At 62.6% G+C, this 18965-nt stretch carries 18 protein-coding genes; 13 read left to right on the forward strand and 5 right to left on the reverse strand.

Translation table 11 applies throughout. The annotated features are described in order from the left end of the window. The first annotated feature begins 145 nt into the window (after nt 1–145). The 7 genes from mbhE to mnhG are packed head-to-tail and all read left to right on the forward strand — an operon-like array spanning nt 146 to nt 6327. Nucleotides 146–2551 carry a hydrogen gas-evolving membrane-bound hydrogenase subunit E gene (gene mbhE, locus GJR98_RS12770; protein ID WP_151139032.1) on the forward strand — a complete coding sequence of 802 codons (2406 nt, stop codon included), beginning with the start codon at nt 146–148 and terminating at the stop codon, nt 2549–2551. Then, nucleotides 2548–3021: an MnhB domain-containing protein gene (locus tag GJR98_RS12775; protein ID WP_151139033.1), complete on the forward strand. Its 474-nt coding sequence runs from the start codon at nt 2548–2550 to the stop codon at nt 3019–3021. The genes mbhE and GJR98_RS12775 overlap by 4 nt, the downstream gene beginning before the upstream one ends. Further along, a complete protein-coding gene (locus GJR98_RS12780) occupies nt 3018–3359 on the forward strand; it encodes a sodium:proton antiporter (RefSeq protein ID WP_151139034.1) in 342 nt (113 codons plus the stop codon). The genes GJR98_RS12775 and GJR98_RS12780 overlap by 4 nt, the downstream gene beginning before the upstream one ends. Then, entirely contained in the window at nt 3356–5059 is a 1704-nt protein-coding gene (locus GJR98_RS12785; RefSeq protein WP_151139035.1) for a complex I subunit 5 family protein, read from the forward strand. The genes GJR98_RS12780 and GJR98_RS12785 overlap by 4 nt, the downstream gene beginning before the upstream one ends. Further along, nucleotides 5056–5652, forward strand: a complete 597-nt coding sequence (locus GJR98_RS12790) for a Na+/H+ antiporter subunit E (protein ID WP_151139036.1) — start codon at nt 5056–5058, stop codon at nt 5650–5652. Before GJR98_RS12785 ends, GJR98_RS12790 begins: the two co-directional genes overlap by 4 nt. Then, nucleotides 5645–5938: a monovalent cation/H+ antiporter complex subunit F gene (locus GJR98_RS12795; protein WP_151139037.1), complete on the forward strand. Its 294-nt coding sequence runs from the start codon at nt 5645–5647 to the stop codon at nt 5936–5938. Before GJR98_RS12790 ends, GJR98_RS12795 begins: the two co-directional genes overlap by 8 nt. Continuing rightward, the gene (gene mnhG / locus GJR98_RS12800) at nt 5935–6327 is read left to right on the forward strand and encodes a monovalent cation/H(+) antiporter subunit G (protein WP_151139038.1); all 393 of its coding nucleotides are present in this window, start codon (nt 5935–5937) and stop codon (nt 6325–6327) included. The genes GJR98_RS12795 and mnhG overlap by 4 nt, the downstream gene beginning before the upstream one ends. Nucleotides 6328–6342: 15 nt before the next feature. Here mnhG and coaBC read toward each other — a convergent pair whose 3' ends face one another. The 3 genes from coaBC to GJR98_RS12815 all read right to left on the reverse strand — a co-directional run bounded on the left by coaBC (nt 6343) and on the right by GJR98_RS12815 (nt 9393). Next, entirely contained in the window at nt 6343–7494 is a 1152-nt protein-coding gene (gene coaBC, locus GJR98_RS12805) for a bifunctional phosphopantothenoylcysteine decarboxylase/phosphopantothenate--cysteine ligase CoaBC (RefSeq protein WP_151139039.1), read from the reverse strand. A 61-nt stretch (nt 7495–7555) separates the two neighbouring features. After that, nucleotides 7556–8335 (reverse strand): FAD-dependent oxidoreductase, encoded by a 780-nt coding sequence (locus GJR98_RS12810; RefSeq protein ID WP_151139040.1) that lies wholly within the window; start codon nt 8333–8335, stop codon nt 7556–7558. A gap of 140 nt (nt 8336–8475) precedes the next feature. Next, a complete protein-coding gene (locus tag GJR98_RS12815) occupies nt 8476–9393 on the reverse strand; it encodes a DUF7551 domain-containing protein (protein WP_151139041.1) in 918 nt (305 codons plus the stop codon). 115 nt (nt 9394–9508) lie between these two features. Here GJR98_RS12815 and GJR98_RS12820 point away from each other — a divergent pair, with 115 nt between their 5' ends. The 4 genes from GJR98_RS12820 to GJR98_RS12835 all read left to right on the forward strand — a co-directional run bounded on the left by GJR98_RS12820 (nt 9509) and on the right by GJR98_RS12835 (nt 13968). Further along, complete coding sequence (locus tag GJR98_RS12820; RefSeq protein ID WP_151139042.1) at nt 9509–10045, forward strand: SRPBCC family protein; 537 nt, start codon at nt 9509–9511, stop codon at nt 10043–10045. 106 nt (nt 10046–10151) lie between these two features. Further along, a complete protein-coding gene (gene trkA, locus GJR98_RS12825) occupies nt 10152–11489 on the forward strand; it encodes a Trk system potassium transporter TrkA (protein WP_151139043.1) in 1338 nt (445 codons plus the stop codon). Nucleotides 11490–11611: 122 nt separating this feature from the next. Continuing rightward, nucleotides 11612–13216: a TrkH family potassium uptake protein gene (locus GJR98_RS12830; protein ID WP_151139044.1), complete on the forward strand. Its 1605-nt coding sequence runs from the start codon at nt 11612–11614 to the stop codon at nt 13214–13216. A gap of 248 nt (nt 13217–13464) precedes the next feature. Next, nucleotides 13465–13968 carry a hypothetical protein gene (locus tag GJR98_RS12835; RefSeq protein WP_151139045.1) on the forward strand — a complete coding sequence of 168 codons (504 nt, stop codon included), beginning with the start codon at nt 13465–13467 and terminating at the stop codon, nt 13966–13968. 208 nt (nt 13969–14176) lie between these two features. Here GJR98_RS12835 and GJR98_RS12840 read toward each other — a convergent pair whose 3' ends face one another. Beyond that, entirely contained in the window at nt 14177–14314 is a 138-nt protein-coding gene (locus GJR98_RS12840; protein WP_191965465.1) for a hypothetical protein, read from the reverse strand. Nucleotides 14315–14436: 122 nt separating this feature from the next. Between GJR98_RS12840 and trkA (GJR98_RS12845) the strand changes: the two genes are divergently transcribed. Continuing rightward, nucleotides 14437–15774 (forward strand): Trk system potassium transporter TrkA, encoded by a 1338-nt coding sequence (trkA, locus tag GJR98_RS12845; protein ID WP_151139046.1) that lies wholly within the window; start codon nt 14437–14439, stop codon nt 15772–15774. A gap of 36 nt (nt 15775–15810) precedes the next feature. On the opposite strand, the gene GJR98_RS12850 is transcribed toward trkA (GJR98_RS12845), so the two are convergent. Continuing rightward, entirely contained in the window at nt 15811–17352 is a 1542-nt protein-coding gene (locus GJR98_RS12850) for a TrkH family potassium uptake protein (protein ID WP_151139047.1), read from the reverse strand. Between the two features lie 225 nt (nt 17353–17577). Here GJR98_RS12850 and GJR98_RS12855 point away from each other — a divergent pair, with 225 nt between their 5' ends. Then, nucleotides 17578–18933: an APC family permease gene (locus tag GJR98_RS12855; protein ID WP_225316402.1), complete on the forward strand. Its 1356-nt coding sequence runs from the start codon at nt 17578–17580 to the stop codon at nt 18931–18933. The last annotated feature ends 32 nt before the right edge of the window (nt 18934–18965 follow it).

Consider the following 18965-nt stretch of genomic DNA (forward strand, 5'->3'; position numbering starts at 1 on the left):
GTCGACCAAGGATATAAATTTCACCACTAGTAGACTATCATGAAGCCAAGAACTACCTCGAAGAAGTCGGCAAAACGGGTGAGTTGGTGCCGTGAGGCCGTCGAGTTTGACAACACCTAAGTCTGCGGTACCCACAATTTCCGGCGTGCAACCCACACCGGAAGTCGTCCTCGCAGTCGTCTTCCTGCCGTTTCTCGCCGCGGCGTTCACCCCGGCCGTGTATCGGTTGCTGGGTGAACGCACGGCGTACTTCGCGGCCGCCGTCGCGCTGGTCACACTCGGCCTCGTGACGGACCAGTATCTCGCGGGGGCGCATGGAACCGTGTCGTTCGACTGGATTCCCTCGCTCGGCATCTCGCTGGCGTTCTACGTAGATGGGTTGGCCTTACTCATCTCCTTCCTCGCCAGCGGTGTCGGCGTGCTTATCCTCACCTACTCTGGGGGCTACATGCACGGCGAACCGGGCCAGGCGAAATACTACGCGACGCTGTTGGCATTTATGGGTTCGATGCTCGGAGTGGCCCTCGCGGGCGACCTCGTCGCCCTGTTCGTCTTCTGGGAACTGACGAGCCTCTCGTCGTTCATCCTCATCGGTCACTACACCGACGAGGAAGCCTCCCAGTACGCCGCTCGGAAGTCGATGCTCATCACCGTCTCCGGTGGCCTGTTCATGCTGGTCGGATTCGTCCTCCTCGTGTGGGCGTCCGGCCAGACCATGGCTATCGAGGGGACGACCTACAGCATCCCGCTCCTCATCGAGAACGCTGGTGCAATCAGAGAGGTTCTGACCGCATCTGGGCTGTTCGTCCCCGTCCTCGTCCTCATCGGACTCGGGGCGGCGACGAAGTCCGCACAGGTCCCGTTCCACGTGTGGCTTCCGAACGCGATGGAGGCACCGACGCCGGTCTCGGCGTTCCTCCACTCCGCGACGATGGTCAAAGCGGGCGTCTACCTCGTCGGTCGAGTCCGCCCGCTGTTCCTCGCTGAGAACGCAGCTGTTCTCGGCGACTGGACGCTCATCTTCGCGGTTCTCGGACTGCTCACGATGACTGTCGCGGCCATCCTCGCGGTGAGCGCGACGGACATCAAGGAACTGCTCGCGTACTCGACAGCGTCACACCTCGGACTCATCATCGGCGCCTTCGGGTTCGCCAACAGTTACGGTGCCGAGGCAGGTGCGTTCCACATCCTGAACCACGCGAGTTTCAAAGCCGCACTGTTCCTCGTGGCCGGTATCATCGCCCACGAGGCCGGAACCCGGCAAATCGACAAGCTCGGAGGGCTCCGCAAACACCTCCCGATTACGGCAGTCATCGCCGTCGTCGCGTCGCTCTCGATGGCGGGTCTGCCACCGTTCAACGGCTTCTACTCGAAGGAGTTGCTGTTCGAGGCGACCTACTACGCCGCCAAAGACGCAGGCGGTATCGCGTGGCTCTTCCCGGCTGTCGCGGTGTTCGGGAGCATCTTCACGTTCCTCTACTCCATCAAGTTCGCCTCGCTGTTCTTCGGTGACGAACCCGATGGATTAGGACACGTCCACCGCCCACCGCTGGCGATGCTCGTTCCACCAGCCATCCTCGGTGCCCTCGTGCTCGCCATCTCGGCCGCGCCGAACTTCTTCATCGACGCGCTCATCGGCTCGGTGTTCGGCGATGTCAGCCCCGGTGAAGCGCACTCGTTCTCGGTGCACTTCCCCACGGAACTGACGCCGTACGTTATCATGAGTATCATCACCATCGTCGCCGGTGCGATTTCGTTCCCGTTCTACGACCGCATCCACGACGCGATTAACGCGATTCTGCGCGGCCCCGTTCGCGCGAACTGGTGGTACGACAACTTCGTCGAAGGGCTGACCTCGACCAGTATCGCAGTCACGCCGAAGATTCAGACCGGCCTCCTGCGCACCTACGCGACGTGGGGCTTCTTCGCATTCGTCGCACTCGCGCTGGGTGGATACGCCGCAGCAGGCGTGTCGCTCCCTGCGTTTAGTGGCTTCAGCGTCACGCTCCCTATCGTGCTCGTCCTCTTGGTCGCGCTCGTCGGAGCGTTCGCAGTCGACATCGCACCGTCGCACGTCGCTGGTGTGCTGACGCTCTCGATCGTCGGCTTCATGGTCGCAATCTTCTACATCCTCGCCGACGCGCCCGACCTCGCGCTGACGCAACTCGTCGTCGAGACACTCGTGTTGGTCATCTTCCTGCTCGTCTTGGACCGCTTACCAGCGTTCTACGGCGACGCACCCGACCGATTCGTCTCTCTGCGCGACGGTGTCCTGTCGGTCGCCGTCGGTGCGACGGTGTTCATCACCGTTCTGCTCTCGACGAACGCATCGCCCGACCCACTCCTGAAAGAGTTCCTCGCCGCTCGTGCGGGCGTTCCCGCCGAACACGGACCGTTCTTCGCCGACTTCGGTGGCGGGTCGAACATCGTCAACGTCATCCTCGTCGACTTCCGCGGTATCGATACCATGGGCGAGATTTCGGTCGTCGTGATGGCGTCGCTCGCCATCTTGACGTTGATTCGTATGCGTGGCCGGGGTGAGACCCAATGAGCCGGTCGTCCGGTCAAACGACGGTCATCTCTCAGACCGTCGCGCGCATCGTCGTCCCCATCATTCTGGTGACGGCTATCGCGCTCCTCTTCCGCGGGCACAACCTGCCCGGTGGGGGATTCATCGGCGCCGTCCTCGCAGTCGCCGCGTTCGCGCTGGTGTACGTCATCTTCGGACTCGACTATCTCCAGCGTGAAATCCTCGGCATCTCACCAGACGGGTCTGGCAGTCACCGACTCGTCGAGAGCTATCGCTGGATGGCGTCGATCGGCCTCGCAATCGCCGTCCTGTCGAGTCTCGCACCGCTCGCGTACGGGTTGCCGTTCCTGACGCAGGGAGTGCTCTTCTTGGAGCACCTCCCGCTCTACGGTGAACTCGAAGTCGCGAGCGCGTTCGCGTTCGACCTCGGCGTCTTCTTCGCAGTCGTCGGTGGACTTCTCACCATCGTCGGGGAGGTGGGCAACGAATGACCGAAGTCTTCCTCGCGGGCGTCCTCGGCGTCCTCTTCAGCATCGGCACGTACCTCGTCCTTCGGCGCGACGTCGTTCGTGTCGTCTGGGGTATCAGCATCATCAGCCAATCGGCGAACGTCTACCTCGTCACCATGGGTGGGTTCGACGGACTCGGGCCCATCCTCTCCGGACACGGCGGCGGTGGAGCAGCACCGACCGACCCGCTCGTGCAGGCGCTGGTGCTCACCGCCATCGTCATCGGGTTCGGGACGACGGCACTCGCCCTCGTCTTGACCTACCGGGTGTACGAGGAACACGGAACTATCGACATGTACGAACTCGGAGGGAGCCAATGAGCACGCTCGTCATCGCACCGCTCCTCGTGGCCCTCGTGACAGCGATTCTGACGCTGCTCGTGCGCCCGAGCGACATCCTACAACGAACGGTCAGTCTCCTCGGGAGTGTGGCCTACCTCGTCGCCACGGCCCTCCTGTTCGACGCCGTCGTGCTCCCACTCGGGAGCGAGTCGGACATCCTCGTCTATCAGGTGTCCAACTGGGCTGCCCCGTTCGGCATCACGCTCGTCGCAGACGGACTGTCGGCGTTCATGCTGGTGCTGTCCGGACTGGTCTCACTCCTCGCACTCGTCTACTCGATTGCGTTCATCAGTGGATACGGCCAACGGCTCAGCTACCACCCGCTGTACCACTTCATGGTGGTCGGCGTGACGGGGTCGTTCCTCACGGGCGACATCTTCAACCTCTTCGTCTGGTTCGAAGTGATGCTCATGTCGAGCTACATCCTCGTCCTGTTCTACTCCGGGCGCGAGCACACCCGTGCGGCGCTCAACTACGTCGTGCTCAACCTCATCGGCAGTGCGGTGATGCTCGTCGCAATCGGTGGGCTCTACAGCACGACAGGAACGCTCAACATGGCCGACATCGCTCGACGTCTCGCCGAACCGGCGGCGTACGACATCGCACTCCTGCCGGTCCTCGGCCTCTCTGCGGTGTTGTTCTCCGTCTTCGCGCTCAAAGCCGGGATGGTCCCCTTCCAGTTCTGGGTGCCGGCGGCCTACCGCGCCGCACCGGCCCCGGTCACCGCGATGCTCGCCGGCGTCGTCAAGAAGGTCGGTGTCTACGCCATCATCCGGCTCTACTTCACCATCTTCGCTGCCGCGTCGGTCGACCTCTCGTTCCTCGGCATCAGCGGTGACTCCTTCCTCGGCTTCTTCGGCCCGGTCATGTTCGTCATGGCCACCGCGAGCATCCTCTTCGGCGGCTTCGGTGCCGTCGGTCGCAGCGACCTCGACGGCATCCTCGCGTACTCCTCTATCAGTCAGGTCGGATTCATCATCCTCCCACTGGCAGTGGCCGCGACGGCGCCGTCCGAGGCCATCGCCGTCCTCGGCGTGACCGCGAGTATCGTCTACGCGTTCAACCACGGGATCGCCAAGAGCCTGCTCTTCCTCGCTAGCGGCACCATCCAAGACGTGGTCGGGAGCGACCAGCTCTCGGACCTCGGTGGACTCGCCAACCGAGCGCCAGTCCTCGCGGCCGGGTTCTTCCTCGGCGCGCTGACGCTCATCGGCGTCCCGCCGCTGTCGGGCTTCTTCGGGAAATTCCTCGTCTTCCAAGCCGCCGCCGAGGCACTCGCCGCTGGCGCTGCGGGCTCTGCGCTCGCACTCGCCGTCGCACTCGCCGGTGCGATTCTCACCATCGCGTACTACACCCGTGCGTGGAATCAGGTGTTCTGGGGCACCACGACCGACCTCGTCGACGCCGCGCTTCCCGCACGCTGGTCGCTCGGAACGCGCGGCGCGGCGATGACCGACGGCGGCCAGCGTGAACTCGAACGGCTCGAACTCACCACGCAGGTCACCGTCGTGGTCGTCCTCGCCGTCGCGGCGATTGGCTTCGGTATCGGATTCGAAGCCGTGTTCTCCGCGGCTGAGGCGGCCGCACGTGCCGCACTCGACACCAACGGCTACGTCGACGCCGTGTTGCACGGACCCGGCGTTGGTGCCGAAGCAGGTGCTGGAGGTGGGCACGCATGAGTCGCCGCTGGCCCTACAATGGCCTCCTGTTGGCCATCCTCTGGCTGTTCGTTCGCGGCGTCGACCTGACGCCGATTCGACTCCTCGAAGAGTTCATCATCGGACTCGGCGTCGGAATGAGCATCGCGTTCTTCTTCCGGCGCTTCTTCAGCGACCACAGCGCGTTCACGGGGACCGTACAGGTCGTCCCGTACGCGACGCTGTACGTGCTGACGTTCCTGTGGGAACTTCTCACGGCGAACATCGACGTCGCGCGCCGAACACTCGCGCCGTCGATGCCTATCGACCCGGCCGTGGTGGAAGTCCCACTCCGCGTGCGCACACCGCTCGCTATCACGACCATCGCGAACAGTATCACCCTCACTCCGGGGACGTTGACAATGGACTACGACGACGACACCAACACGCTGTACGTACACAGCATCGACGGGAGCGACCTGGACGGCATCACCGACCCGATTCGCCGCTGGGAAGACTACGCGCTCGTCATCTTCGACGAAGAACTGAAACCCGGCGACCCGGCACCACAGGCCCGGATTACCGCTGAGACTGAGCCTGCCGCCGCCGTCAACGGAGGTGAACTCCATGGCTGAGCCAGCGTATCTCGCGGTCGTCGAGACGGTGCTGTACGGTGCCCTCGTACTCGCGGCCGGCTTGACGCTGCTCGTGAGTTATCGCGTCATCCGCGGCCCGACGGTTCCTGACCGTGTCGTCGCACTCGACACGATTGCGACGAACGTCGTCGCCATCGCTGCCTTGTACGCCATCTGGACCCAGCAAGGCTACTTCATCGGGGTGAGCCTCGTCCTCGCCATCATCGGCTTCATCAGCACGATTACCGTGGCTCGCTACGTCACGGAGGGGGACATCATCGAATGACCGCAGAGAGCGCGGCCGCTGTGACGGTCGGTCCCGTCCGTGCGGCCCTCGTCATCCTGTTGGTCCTCGTGGGGAGTTTCTTCCTCCTCGTCGGGACGATTGGACTGCTCCGGTTCCCCAACGTCTACAACCGGATGCACGCGACCACGAAGGCGACCACCCTCGGTGCGGCGTCTATCGCCCTCGCCGGGTCGGTGTACTACCTGCCACAAGGCGACGGTCTGATGTCACTCGTGACGGTGGTGTTCTTGTTCGTCACGGCACCAACCGGCGCGCACATGATATCGCAGGCCGCCCAGCGGATGGGCGTCCCGTTCGTCGATGGCGTCCAGTGGCCAGCCAGTGGGAACGACCTCATGACCGAAGGCGACGCCGAGAGCGACGACTGACCGGCGACGTCCCCGTTACAGTTCTTTTGCGAGTTCGTCCGCGACGCGAGCGCCGAGTCCGACTTTCGAGCCGACGAACTCGCTCGTGTCACCGTTGCGGACGACGAGTGCGCGGGTCGTTTCGTCACCCATGACCGACGCGTCGTTGGCGACGACGAACGCGAGGCCGACGCGGTCCATGATGCGGCGCGCCTCGGTGACCATCGAGTCGTCGTCACCGCTCGTCTCGGCTTTGAACCCGACGATGGTGAGGTCCGGATGCGAGTCGCGGACGGTGTCGATGAGTTTCGGTGCGGGTTGCAAGTCCAGCGTGAGCGCCTCGCCGGAGCGAATCTTCTGGTCGGCAGCCTCGACGGTGAAGTCGGAGATTGCTGCCGCGGAGATGAGCGCGTCCGCATCTTCGGCGACCTCTTCGACGGCAGCGAGCATCTCCGCCGCGGACTCGACCTGCCGAACGTCGGCGTAGTGGACGTCGTCGCCGTCGTGGACGAGCGTCACGTCCGCCCCACGGATTGCGAGGGCGCGAGCGACGGCACGGCCTGTCCGCCCCGACGCGCGATTCGAGAGGGTTCGGATAGGGTCGATAGACTCCGTCGTCGACCCTGAGGTGACGACGACAGACTTGCCGGCGAGCGTCTGCTCGGTGACTGCCTTCGCCACACCCGTGACGATGGCGTCCTCGGTGGCAATCTTGGCTTTCCCCTCTTCGATTCGCGGGTCGACGAACTCGACACCCCACGATTCGACCCGTTCGATTGCCTCCAAGACGCCCGGATGGTCGTACATTGGTTCGTGCATCGCGGGGGCGACGACGATGGGCACGTCGGCACCGAGTGCAGTCGTCGCACAGGTCGTGACGGGCGAGTCGTCGATGGCGGCCGCCATCTTCCCGACCGTGTTGGCCGTCGTCGGCGCGACGAGGAACACGTCGGCCCAGCCATCGCGGCCACAGAGTTCGACGTGTTCGACGCGGCCGGTTATCTCGGTGACCACGTCGTTCTCGGTGGCGAACTCGACGGCCCACGGGTGGATGATACCCGTTGCGGCACCGGTCATCACTGCGCGGACGGACGCGCCCTGACGACGGAGTTCGTGCGCCAACTCGACGACCTTCACGGCCGCGATACTCCCTGTCACCCCGAGTGCGACGTTGACACCTTCCAGCATTCACTCCTCACTGCGCCCGCTATCGGTTAAAAGGATTCGCGTCTGCGGAGGTGGTCCGGAGCTAGTCGTCGAGTCTGCCCAGTTCGTCGTCGACGAGACTCGGGTGGGTCCGCTGTGGCTCGGGGTGGGGTTCACCGAAGAACTCCTGCATGACCTCCCGAGACTCCGCTTGGCGGCGATTCCACTCGTCTGCGTCGATTTCTTCACACGCCGGTGGAACCTCGCGGCCGCGGTCGGTGAAGTAGCCTTCTGGTGTGACCCAGTCGTTGTAGAAGGGCGTCCCCGAGTCGTGAATCAGCGTGATTGCCGTCTCGGCGGCGTCGCCCGCGGCGACGACCGTCTGGTGGTAGATTTCGGTGAGCCGACCGGCGGCGTAGATTCCCGAGACGGCCGTCCGTCCGAGGTCGTCGACGTCGACGTAGGTTTTCGACCCAGCCGCACGAAGTTCGACACCCGTGTCTTCGAGATACGAGGCGTCAGACCACGAGGCGGCGACGACACGCGTCGCCACGAGTTCGTCCGTCCCGTCGCTGGTTTCGACCGTCACCCGGAACGACGGGTCGTCGGCAGACCCGAGCACGTCGAGGTCGACGACGCGGCCGGTCAGTGTCTCCGCACCGGCGCGGGCGGCCTGCTCGCCGAGCAAATCGGTGAAGAGGCGACTGTTGACTCCGGCGGGGAACCCCGGGACGTTCTCTAAGTGTGCGTTCCGTCGAACGATAGACTCGCTGTCGTTCACGACGAGCGTGTCGAGGCCGGCGCGAGCGAGGAACGTCGCGGCGGTGAGTCCTGCGACACCGCCACCGACGACGAGCACGTCTCGCGAATTCGTCTCGTCCATACGGCCTCTTGGCAAAGTGGCGAATAAAGATGCGCGGTTGACGCCGCAGGTCTGCGAATCGCTCTGGCCGGTGTTGTTCTGGCCGGTGTCGTTCGTGCCGGACGAGTACGGTTCGCGCCGGCAGCAGCCGGTCGTCTGGATTAGTCCTGCTGCTGTGGTGAGACGCCCGAGTCGTTGAGCCACCGGTTCTCCGCCACGTCGACGCTGACGAGTCCGTCTGCGTCGCCCTCCGAAGAAATCTGGAGACGAAGTCGCCACCGTGAATCGGACAACGCCTCGCCGTCGATGAACTGAACCGACCGAGACGGTGTCCGCCTGAGCAGGTCGACTGCGAGTGGCAGCGTCGGGATGCGGCCAGTTCGTTCTGCGAGGGCGTAGTCACCGAACGTAACCACCCAGCGCCGAACCTCACTGTCCGGGTCGTCAGGGTCGGTGTCGTCGACAGCGAGCGGTCGAACCGAGTAGCCGTCGATGAAGCTGACCGATTCGAGGGTTCGAAGCGTCGCACCGACCGGGTTCGGTGTTCGTTCCATCGAACACATCGCTGCGGCCCGCTCGACGACGGCAGTCTGCTCTTTCGCCGACAGTCGAACGTCCATCTCGCTCATGAGACTCCACACCATCGTGAGACAGAAGTCGTCGTGGTCGTCGACGATTTCGGCCAGCGTGAGGTACGTCTCCATCGCCGCGGATTCGACCTCTCTGTGCCCCAGCTCCGAGAGCGACTCGAACATCAACCCGGCGATGTCGTGACAGAACGAACTGTAGCGCGTCTGTCGCTCTCCGGGCTCCACTGCGAGTGGTTTCATCGGCTTTTCCGACACTTCGTGGACCAGTGGGTCCATGTACGGGGCAGAGGGGTCGTATCGACGAAGCACGGACCGATACTCTGTCGCGAGTTCTGCGGCCTCTCCGGCAGCGTGTCGGTTGGGGAACGTCAAACCTGACACTGCCGACGGCGCAGTCCCACTGCGGCCACACACGACTTCGAAGTCGCCGTCGGGACACGACAGAGACCGAATCTCTGCTCTGATGTCCCGCAACGTCCCCCCCACCATCTCGTCTCTAGGTGTTTACACCGGTAGATTATAGGTTCCGATGACGCGCGAACGGACCGAACGGTGCGAGCGACAGGCCCACAAGGCTTAGTTCTCCCCCGGAGAATGCCTGTGCGTGGACGAGATAGCCGTCAGTACCGTCGTCTACCTGCCTCCTGAGGAGGTCTACGAGTTCCTCGTCGACTTCCCACAGTACGCGAACTACTCGAAGCACTTGCGAGAGGTACGGCAGTCCGGCGACGGGACTCCAGGAACCCGATACGCGCTGATGTTCTCGTGGTGGAAACTCCACTACACCGCCGAATCGAAGGTGACGGAGGTTACGCCACCGAACCGCATCGACTGGGTCATCACGAAGGATATCCACGCAGTGGGCTGTTGGCGTGTCGAGGAACTAGACGAACTTCCGGAGGACGCCCCCTCGGACGCTGAGACGGCCTCTCGTGTGTACTTCGAAGTAGAGTACGACCCAGACACCGTCTCGGCCGGTGACATCGACCTCCCGCGCTTCGTCTCACTCGGATGGGTCATCGACAGAGTGAAACCCGTCCTCCAGACGGAAGCAGAACGAATCGTCGAACGAATCGTCGCCGACATCGAGGGTCGCCCGCGACGCGTAGATATCACGATACACACCAACACTCGCCGATGAGCGTGCAGCCCAGCGGTGCGGTATCGTTCACCGTGGACGCTACCGAAGGGAAATGCACATACGCACCCGCGGCCCAACCCAGAGATATGATAGGGGCTGGTCCAGCGTGCGCGTAATCATCGTCGGTGCCGGACAAGTTGGGTCGTCGATTGCCGCCGACTTGGACAGCACTCACGAAGTCGTCATCGTCGACTGTGACCCCGAACGAGTCGACGAACTGAACTACTCGCTCGACGTGCTCGCGATTCACGGCGACGGGACCTCCGTCGATACGCTCCAGGAAGCAGGAATCGAGCGCGCAGACATGGTCATCGCCTCGACCGACGACGACGAGACGAACATCGTCGTGTGCGCGACGGCCAAGGCCGTCTCCTCGGCGTTCACCATCGCTCGCGTCAAGAACACGGAGTACCTCCGAACGTGGCAACACTCCGAGAAGGCGTTCGGCATCGACTTCATGGTCTGTACGAATCTGCTCGCCGCAGAGTCTATCGTTCGAGTCGTCGGCCTTCCCGCAGCCCGCGACGTCGACCCATTCGCCGGCGGGCAGGTGCAGATGGCCGAGTTCGAAGTCGAAGACGAGAGCCCCGTCGCCAACCAGACGGTCAGCGAGGCAGACCGCTTCGACTCGCTGACGTTCGCCGCGATTCTTCGCGAAGGCGCCGTGACGATTCCCCGCGGTGACACCGTCATCCGCCCGGGTGACCGCGTCGTCGTCATCGGAAGTCCCCAGAGCGTCCAAGGGTTCGCGACGACGCTCTCACCGGACGAGTCTGCAGGAACGGCCGAGGAAGTCGTCATCGTCGGCGGCAGCGAAATCGGCTACCACGTTGCTCGACTGCTGGAAGAACGCGGGTTCAAACCACGCCTCCTCGAACAGGACCCCGACCGCGCCCGCGAACTCGCCGAGCAACTGCCCGGGACAATCGTCATGGAGAGCGACGCGACCGACATCGACTTCCTCGAACGGGAGTACATCGGCGATGCCGACATGCTCGTCTCCGCGCTCGACTCTGACGAGAAGAACCTCCTCGTCTCCCTTCTCGCGGCACGGCTCGGAGTCGAACGGACCGTCGCCGTCATCGACACCACCCCGTACGTCGACCTGTTCGAAGCCGTCGGCGTCGACGTGGGCGTGAGCCCGCGCGAGGTCGTCGCCGAAGAGATTACGCGCTTTACCCGCGAGGGTGGTGCGGAGAACGTCGCACTCATCGAGTCCGACAAGGCAGAAGTCCTCGAAATCGAAGTCGACGAGAACAGCACCCTCGCCGGGAAACCGATTCGGGAGTCGGTTGCCGCGCTCCCAGAGGGCGTCGTCATCGGCGCGATTACACGCCGACGTGAGTTCATCACGCCGCGTGGGAACACGGTCATCGAACCGGGCGACCACGTCGTCGTCTTCGTGGATGGGTCTGTCGTCGGCGACGTGGCCCCCAAACTGTAACGTCTGAGGTGTTGTTTCTGGACGCGACTTCGCCACACGCACAGTCACCACGTCACATGGTCTCGTAGTCGGGTGCGAACCCGAACAGGGAAGAACCCTCCGTCCAGTACGTTCGTCCACGAATGAAACTGCGCGTCGATTACAAAGCCAGCCTTCGTCTCGTGGGGACGGTCCTGAAGTATCTCGCAGTCCCGCTTTGTTTCCCCCTCGTCGTCGCGCTGTACTACGGTGAGTCGGTGCTTCCGTTCGTTCTCACGATGGCCGTCACCGTCCTCGTGGGAATGGGGCTCGAACGCCTCGCGGAAGAACCCGACATCGGCGCGCGAGAAGGCTTCTTGATGGTCGCGACGACGTGGTTCGCGGTGACGCTCGTCGGTGCGATCCCGTTCCTCATCGAGGCACACGGCGTTCCCTTCGTGGCACCGGCCGTCCACCCCGAATCGACGCTCGGTAACCCAGCGAACGCGCTGTTCGAGACGATGAGTGGGTTTACGACGACGGGAGCGACGGTTCTCGGCGACATCTCGTTCGAGACACACACTCGCAGCATCATGATGTGGCGGCAACTGACCCAGTGGCTCGGTGGGATGGGTATCGTCGTCCTCGCGGTTGCGATTCTCCCGGAACTGTCGGTCGGTGGCGCCCAACTGATGGACGCCGAGGCACCGGGCCCCGGCATCGAGAAACTCACCCCGCGCATCGCCGAGACGGCGCGCGCACTGTGGGGTGCGTACCTCGGCCTCACCGTCCTCGAAATCGTCCTGCTCTACGGACTCCACGTCACCGGTAACGCGCCGAACATGGACGTGTACAACGCCATCGCACACGGGCTGACCACGATGCCGACCGGCGGGTTCTCGCCCGAGGCACGAAGTATCGAAGCGTTCTCTGCGGCCGCACAGTGGGTCATCATCCCGTTCATGATTGCCGCCGGGACCAACTTCGCCCTCTTCTGGCACGTGTTGACGGGAGAGCCGAAGCGCCTCTTCCGCGACACAGAGTTCAAATCGTACCTCGGCATCATCGGCGTCATCTCGGCGATTCTCGCGGCGGTGCTCTTCGTCGGCGACGGTCTCGTGTCCGTCGCGCCGGTTGGAGAGACGTACGACCAGTTCTACCTCGAAACCGTGCGGACGGCCATCATCGGAAACGTCGAGCCATCGCTTCGCCAGTCGCTCTTCCAGGTGGTCTCTATCATCACCACCACCGGGTATGCGAGTACGGACTTCAATGCGTGGAGTTCGACGGCCCAGTACGTGCTCCTGTTTGCGATGTTCATCGGGGGCTCGGCCGGGTCGACCGGTGGGGCCATCAAAATCGTCCGGTGGTACGTCATCCTGAAATCACTCCGCCGGGAGTTGTTCACCACGGCGCACCCAGAAGCGATTCGTCCGGTCAGACTCGCCGGCCGCGCCGTCGACGAACGCGCCATCCGCGGTATCTACGCGTTCACGCTCCTGTACCTCGTGATGTTCTTCATCTCGACTGGCCTGCTCCACCTCGATGCGGCCCGCATCGACCTCAATCTGAGCGTGCTGGAGTCGATGAGCGCCGTCGCCGCGACGCTCGGGAACGTCGGACCGGGGTTCGGCGTCGTCGGCCCGATGGGAAGCTATCTCGACTTCTCGAACAGTTCGAAGCTGTACATGGTCCTCCTGATGTGGATGGGCCGGTTGGAGATTCTCCCCGTGTTCGTCCTGTTCACGCCGGAGTACTGGCGGCGATAGGCGACACGAACGGTTCGGTGGCGAAACTCTCGTTCTGTCACGGGGTGTCGAAGGCGTGCTGAATACAGGGCGCGTATTTAGCATGAGGATGCGCTTTTAGCTGTACTCTCTCTCACAGGTGTGCGAGTGTCGAAACTGCCAACGAGCTCTGCCTGCCCACCATACTGTGACATACATTGACAATCTTATTCATTGTCAATTATAATGATTTTTAAGCCGGTTTGAGTCGTAGAGTAACTGTGGGTACCATGAGTACAGATACACAAGCTCAGCCGGCTCCATCCGTGGAGAGTGAATGGCTCAAGGTGGGCGTGGTTGCGGGGGCAATCTTCGGAATCGTATCCGGCGCCCTATTCTGGGCGAGCGGTGATATGCCGGAGATAGGGGCACTCATCGGGATGCCGACGGTACTCGGTGGGTGGCTCTTTCACCTGGTCATGGTCTTCGTCATCATGATCGTCTTCGCGGCGGCGCTCTCGACTCCGTCCCTTAGTCAGTACGCCAGTGAATTGCGGATGCTAATCCTGATAGGCCTCGCCTACGGGGTGCTCATCTGGATTGCGTTGGACGCGTTCGTCCTCTCGTACCTAGCAGTTTCAGTCGGTATTCCGGGGGCCATATTCCCCGGTTTCGCCCTCGAAACGTTGGTCGAGGACCTCGTGATTGGCTTCCTCGTCGCGCTCTTCTATTACGGCACCCGTCGGTGGGTCGTTACGACCCAATTGGTAGGACAGAAGAGCACGTCTCCATGAGACGTACTGTTCGACGGGGCGCGAACAGATGAACCGCCCAACTAGGCCTTCGACCTTCCTCGAAGGCCACACCAACGCCTCGACCACAGAAGAACGTCGAGCGCTTCCAGACCGACGGTGCTGAATACACCCTCTCTATTTCGGTCTGAATGTCCAGTTCAACAGTACCACCGAATCCACCCGTCAAGACGGAACATGAGGTCTGACTTCACGGGTTCATTCCGTAGAGAATCGACCGGAAGAACACCAGCAGCGGGATGATTTCGAGACGGCCGACGCTGCCCTGTGCGCTCGCCACTTCGAACAGCGCGTCCGCATAGGTGAATTCGGGACCGGCGAGGTTCACGAGAGGCGCCGACCGTTCGACGGCAACTCCCGTCGACGGAGCACAAATGTTGATGGGAGTGCTACGTCACGTCAGAGTATGGAACGGACGTGCGGTATGGAACGGACACGAGGGAGTCACCGGTGCGCGTAGTTATCATCGGTGCGGGAGAAGTCGGTTCGAACATCGCGTCGAGCCTCGCAGATTCACACGACGTGGTCGTCGTCGATGTCGATTCCGACCGCGTCGAGGAGTTGAACTACTCACTCGACGTGCTCGCGATAACGGGTGATGGCGCGTCTATCGAGACGTTAGAAGAGGCGGGCGTGGGAGAGGCGGACCTCCTCATCGCAAGCACCGACCACGACGAGACGAATCTCGCAACCTGTGGAACGTCGAAGGTTCTCGGAGACGCCTTCACCATCGCACGAGTCAAGCAGGTCGGATTTCTCCGGACGTGGGAGCGGAAGTCCAGTGCGTTCGGCGTCGACTTCATGGTCTGCTCGAATCTGCTCACTGCCGAAGACATCGTCCAGATTATCGGCCTCCCCGCGGCGGTCGATGCCGAGTGGTTCGCAAACGGACTCGTCCAGATGGCCGAGTTCGAAATCGCCCCGGAAAGCCCGCTCGTCGGGAAGACGATTCGCGATGCCGACCAGTTCGAACTACTCACGTTCGCCGCGATTCTCCGAGACGACGGCGTCGAGTTCCCTCGCGGCGACAGCAGGCTCGCCGCAGACGACCGCATCGTGGTCATCGGCCCACGTGAGCGCGTCCACGAGTTCGCACTCACCGCGTCACCGTCTGCCGCGTCGGTCGGTACCGAGAGCGTCTTCGTCATCGGTGGCGGTGAAATCGGTTACCAGACTGCCCGATTGCTACAAGAGCGGGGAATCAAACTCCGCCTCATCGAAGAAGACCCAGAGCGCGCCCGCGAACTCGCCGAGAAGCTCCCGGAGACGCTCGTCTTGCAGTTCGACGCGACCGACACCGACGCGCTGGAACGAGAGAACTTCGGGAGCGCAGACGCCGTCGTCGCGGCGCTCGAAAGCGACCAGGAGAACCTGCTCGTCTCTCTGCTCGCAAAAAGACTCGGTGTCAACCAGACGATTGCAGTCGTCGAGACGGGTGAGTACCGCGACGTATTCGAGGCAGTGGGCGTCGACGTTGCAGTCAACCCGCGAACCGTGACCGCCGAAGAGATAACGCGAATCACGCGAGAGGAGACGACTGAGAAACTGACGTTCATCGAAGACGACCGGGCCGAAGTTATCGAGGTCGAAATCGGCGAAGACAACTCACTCGTGGGAGTGCCGATTCGTGAGTCGATACCCGCACTCCCGGACGGTGTCGTCGTCGGAGCAATCGCCAGAGAGAGAACACTCGTCTCACCGCGGGGCGATACCGTCATCGAGGCCGGTGACCACGTCGTCCTTCTCGTCGATTCGGACGTCGCTGAAGAGGTAATCGCTGCAATCTGACGAACTGCGCAGGGGTGAGGCGGGTGAGGGTCGGTGTTACGCCCGCCAGTACGATGGCGTGAAGATGATAAGCACCGAGAGAATCTCCAGTCGGCCAATCCACATCAAGAAGACCATGTAGAGCTTTGCCGCATCAGAGAACGGCAGAAAGTTGTTCATCGGTCCGGCGATGCCGACACCCGGCCCGATGTTGCCGAGTGTCGCAATGGCGATGCCGACTGCTTCGATACCGGAGAGTTCGAGGCCGATTCGCAGGCTATCCAGATAGAGGAGAACCGTCGAGACGGCGAAGATGGCGAGGAACGCCATCGTGAAGACGAACAACCCGCGAATCGTCGATTCGTCGATGATTTCGTCGGCGAGTCGGACCGGTCGCACCGCGTCGGGATGAACCGAGGTGAACAGTTCGCGAACGGTCGCTTTCTCGATGAGGTACCACCGGATTATCTTGACCGACCCTGCAGCAGACCCGGCAGAGCCACCGAGGAACATCGCCAAGAGGAGTACGACCTGCGCCGACTGGTCCCACGTGTTGAAGTCCATACTGGCGTACCCAGTGGTCGTCACGATTGCCACCGTCTGAAAGACGGCCTGCCGGACCGAGTGCTCGGCGTTCCCCGGAATCGGGTCGATGTTCGGGACCGCGTCGAGTCCGAGACCAGTGAACAACAACGCAGCGAGAATCACACTCACCGCACCCATCAACAAGAGATACGTCCGGAACTCCGCGTTTTTCGTCAACTGTTCGGGTTCGCCCGCGAGGACGTACCAAAAGAGTGCGAAGTTCGTCCCTGCGACGATCATGAAGAAGGTAATCGCCCACTGTATCGCCGGTGAGAAGGCTTCGACACTCCGTGCTTCCGGCGAGAACCCGCCAGTCGGAAGCGTCGTCAGCGCGTGCGCGACGGCGTTGTAGAAGTCCATGTTCGGTGCCACGCCGGCGAGGTGCAGACCGTAGTACACGAGGACAGCAGCGACGGTGAATCCAGCGTAAATCTGCCAGAGCGCACGCGCCGTATCCCGAATCCGGGGTGTCAGTTTCTCTATCGACAGCCCCGGTGCTTCCTGGTCGATGACCTGCGCACCACCGACCGAGAGTTCGGGGAGAATCGCCACCATGAGGACGATGATACCCATGCCGCCGAGCCACTGGGTGACCTGCCGCCACATCATAATCGACCGGGTGTGCGTGTCGAACGAGATGTCTCCGAGGACTGTCGCTCCCGTCGTCGTAAATCCGCTCATGCTCTCGAACAGTGCGTTGACCGGGTGCGCGACAGTCCCCTGGCCGGCGACGAGATACGGAATCATCCCGACGAGCGGGATGGCGAGCCACGTCAGACTCACCAACAAGAACGCCTCGCGGTGCCCGAGGTTAGGGTCTGTTCGGAGTCGTTCGAGGCCGACCCCGACGACTAACATCACGGCCATGGCGACGAGAAACGGGACTGGACTCTCACCGTAGTAGAGGGCGACAGCGATGGGCAACAGCGGCGGGAGTGCCATGTACTTGAGTACAGAGCCGAGAAACCCCAGACTCGTCCGGTAGTCGACGACCGTTTTGAAGTTCGCGTTCATCCTCGTGTTCACCTCTCACAAAAAGTAGCAACCATATGATTCCTTAGGTAGGTGATGGCCCACTCCGTGTTCACTCGCCCTGACGGTCCGTCAGTTGTCGAGATTCTGCCCCGGCATTTATCAGGGACGCTATTGTTCTCTCAGTTACATTCCCATGGTAACTCGACAACTGATTGGTGTCGAGAGAGGTGCGGCGTGAGTCATCCCGGTGGGCGTGAACCCTCGGTGAGCCTGAGTCTGCTGGACGCCACGATGGTCGGCATCGGCGCGATGATTGGTGCTGGTATCTTCGTGCTGACCGGCCTCGCTGTCGATATCTCTGGACCAGCAGCGCTCTTGGCGTTCGCTCTCAACGGCGGCGTCACGACGTTCACAGCGCTGTCGTACGCCGAGTTAGCGTCCGCGATTCCGCGAAACGGCGGTGGGTACGCCTACGTCCGCGAGGTGTTCTCCGCACCGGTCGCGTTCGTCATGGGATGGACGCGCTGGTTCACGTACATGATTGCCGGGTCGCTGTACGCACTCGGATTCGCCTCGAACTTCCTCGAGTTCGGCCACATCTACGGTGTCACACTCCCCGGCCAACCAGTGTTGTACGCACTTGGGGCCGTCGTGACGCTCGTCGCGCTCAACGCCCTCTCGACGGAGGCGTCGGGACGTGGTGAGACGGCTATCACGCTCGTCAAAATCGCCATCCTCGGCGTGTTCGTCGCGTTCGGACTCACCGCTGCAGACGTCGGCGAGTTCGACCCGTTTTTCACCGAGGGACCACTGTCACTGCTCCCCGCGATGGGCCTGACGTTCATCGCGTTCCAGGGGTACGACCTCATCGCGACGGTCACCGAAGAGGTCGAAAACCCGCAGGTGAACATCCCGCGGGCCATCCTCTTGTCGGTGCTCGTCACCGTCGTCGTCTACCTCCTCGTCGTCTTCGTCGCCATCGGGACGCTCGGTGCCGACGCACTCGCTGGGGCGGGCGAGACGGCCATCGCACAGGCAGCAGAGGGCTTCATGCCGGCGTTCCCCATCATCGGAAGCGGGGCGGCACTCATCGCCTTCGGTGCCGTGTTCTCGACCATCTCGGCACTCAACGCCGTCGTCATCGGTTCCTCACGCGTGGCGTTCGCGATGGGCCGTGAGCGTCAGTTGCCCGCTCGACTCGGTCGGTTCCACTACCGATACGGGACGCCGCTGGCCGCAATCTTGGTCTCCGCAGTCGTGATGCTCATCGCCGTCGTCGTCGTGCCGATCCGCATCGTCGGGAATCTGGCGAGTCTGTTCTCGCTGCTCGGGTTCATCATCGTCAACTACGCGTTGATTCGACTCCGGCGGCGACAACCCGACCTCCAGCGACCCTTCGAGGTTCCGTTCTATCCGCTCACGCCGATTCTCGGCATCGCCTGTAACGTGCTTCTCGGGTTGTTCATCGACCCGTTCACGTGGATACTGGCCATCGGCTGGTTGTTGTTCGGCGGCGGTGTCTACCTCCTCTTGTCGAGACGGGGAGACATCGGCCCGTCTGGGCCGCCGGAGATTCAAGAGCCAGAGCCGATTCAGACCGCCGAACAGACCGACGACTGAGCCACGTATGGACGCGACTAGAGACAGATACT

This window comes from Haloferax marinisediminis (assembly GCF_009674585.1).
Lineage (GTDB): Archaea > Halobacteriota > Halobacteria > Halobacteriales > Haloferacaceae > Haloferax > Haloferax marinisediminis.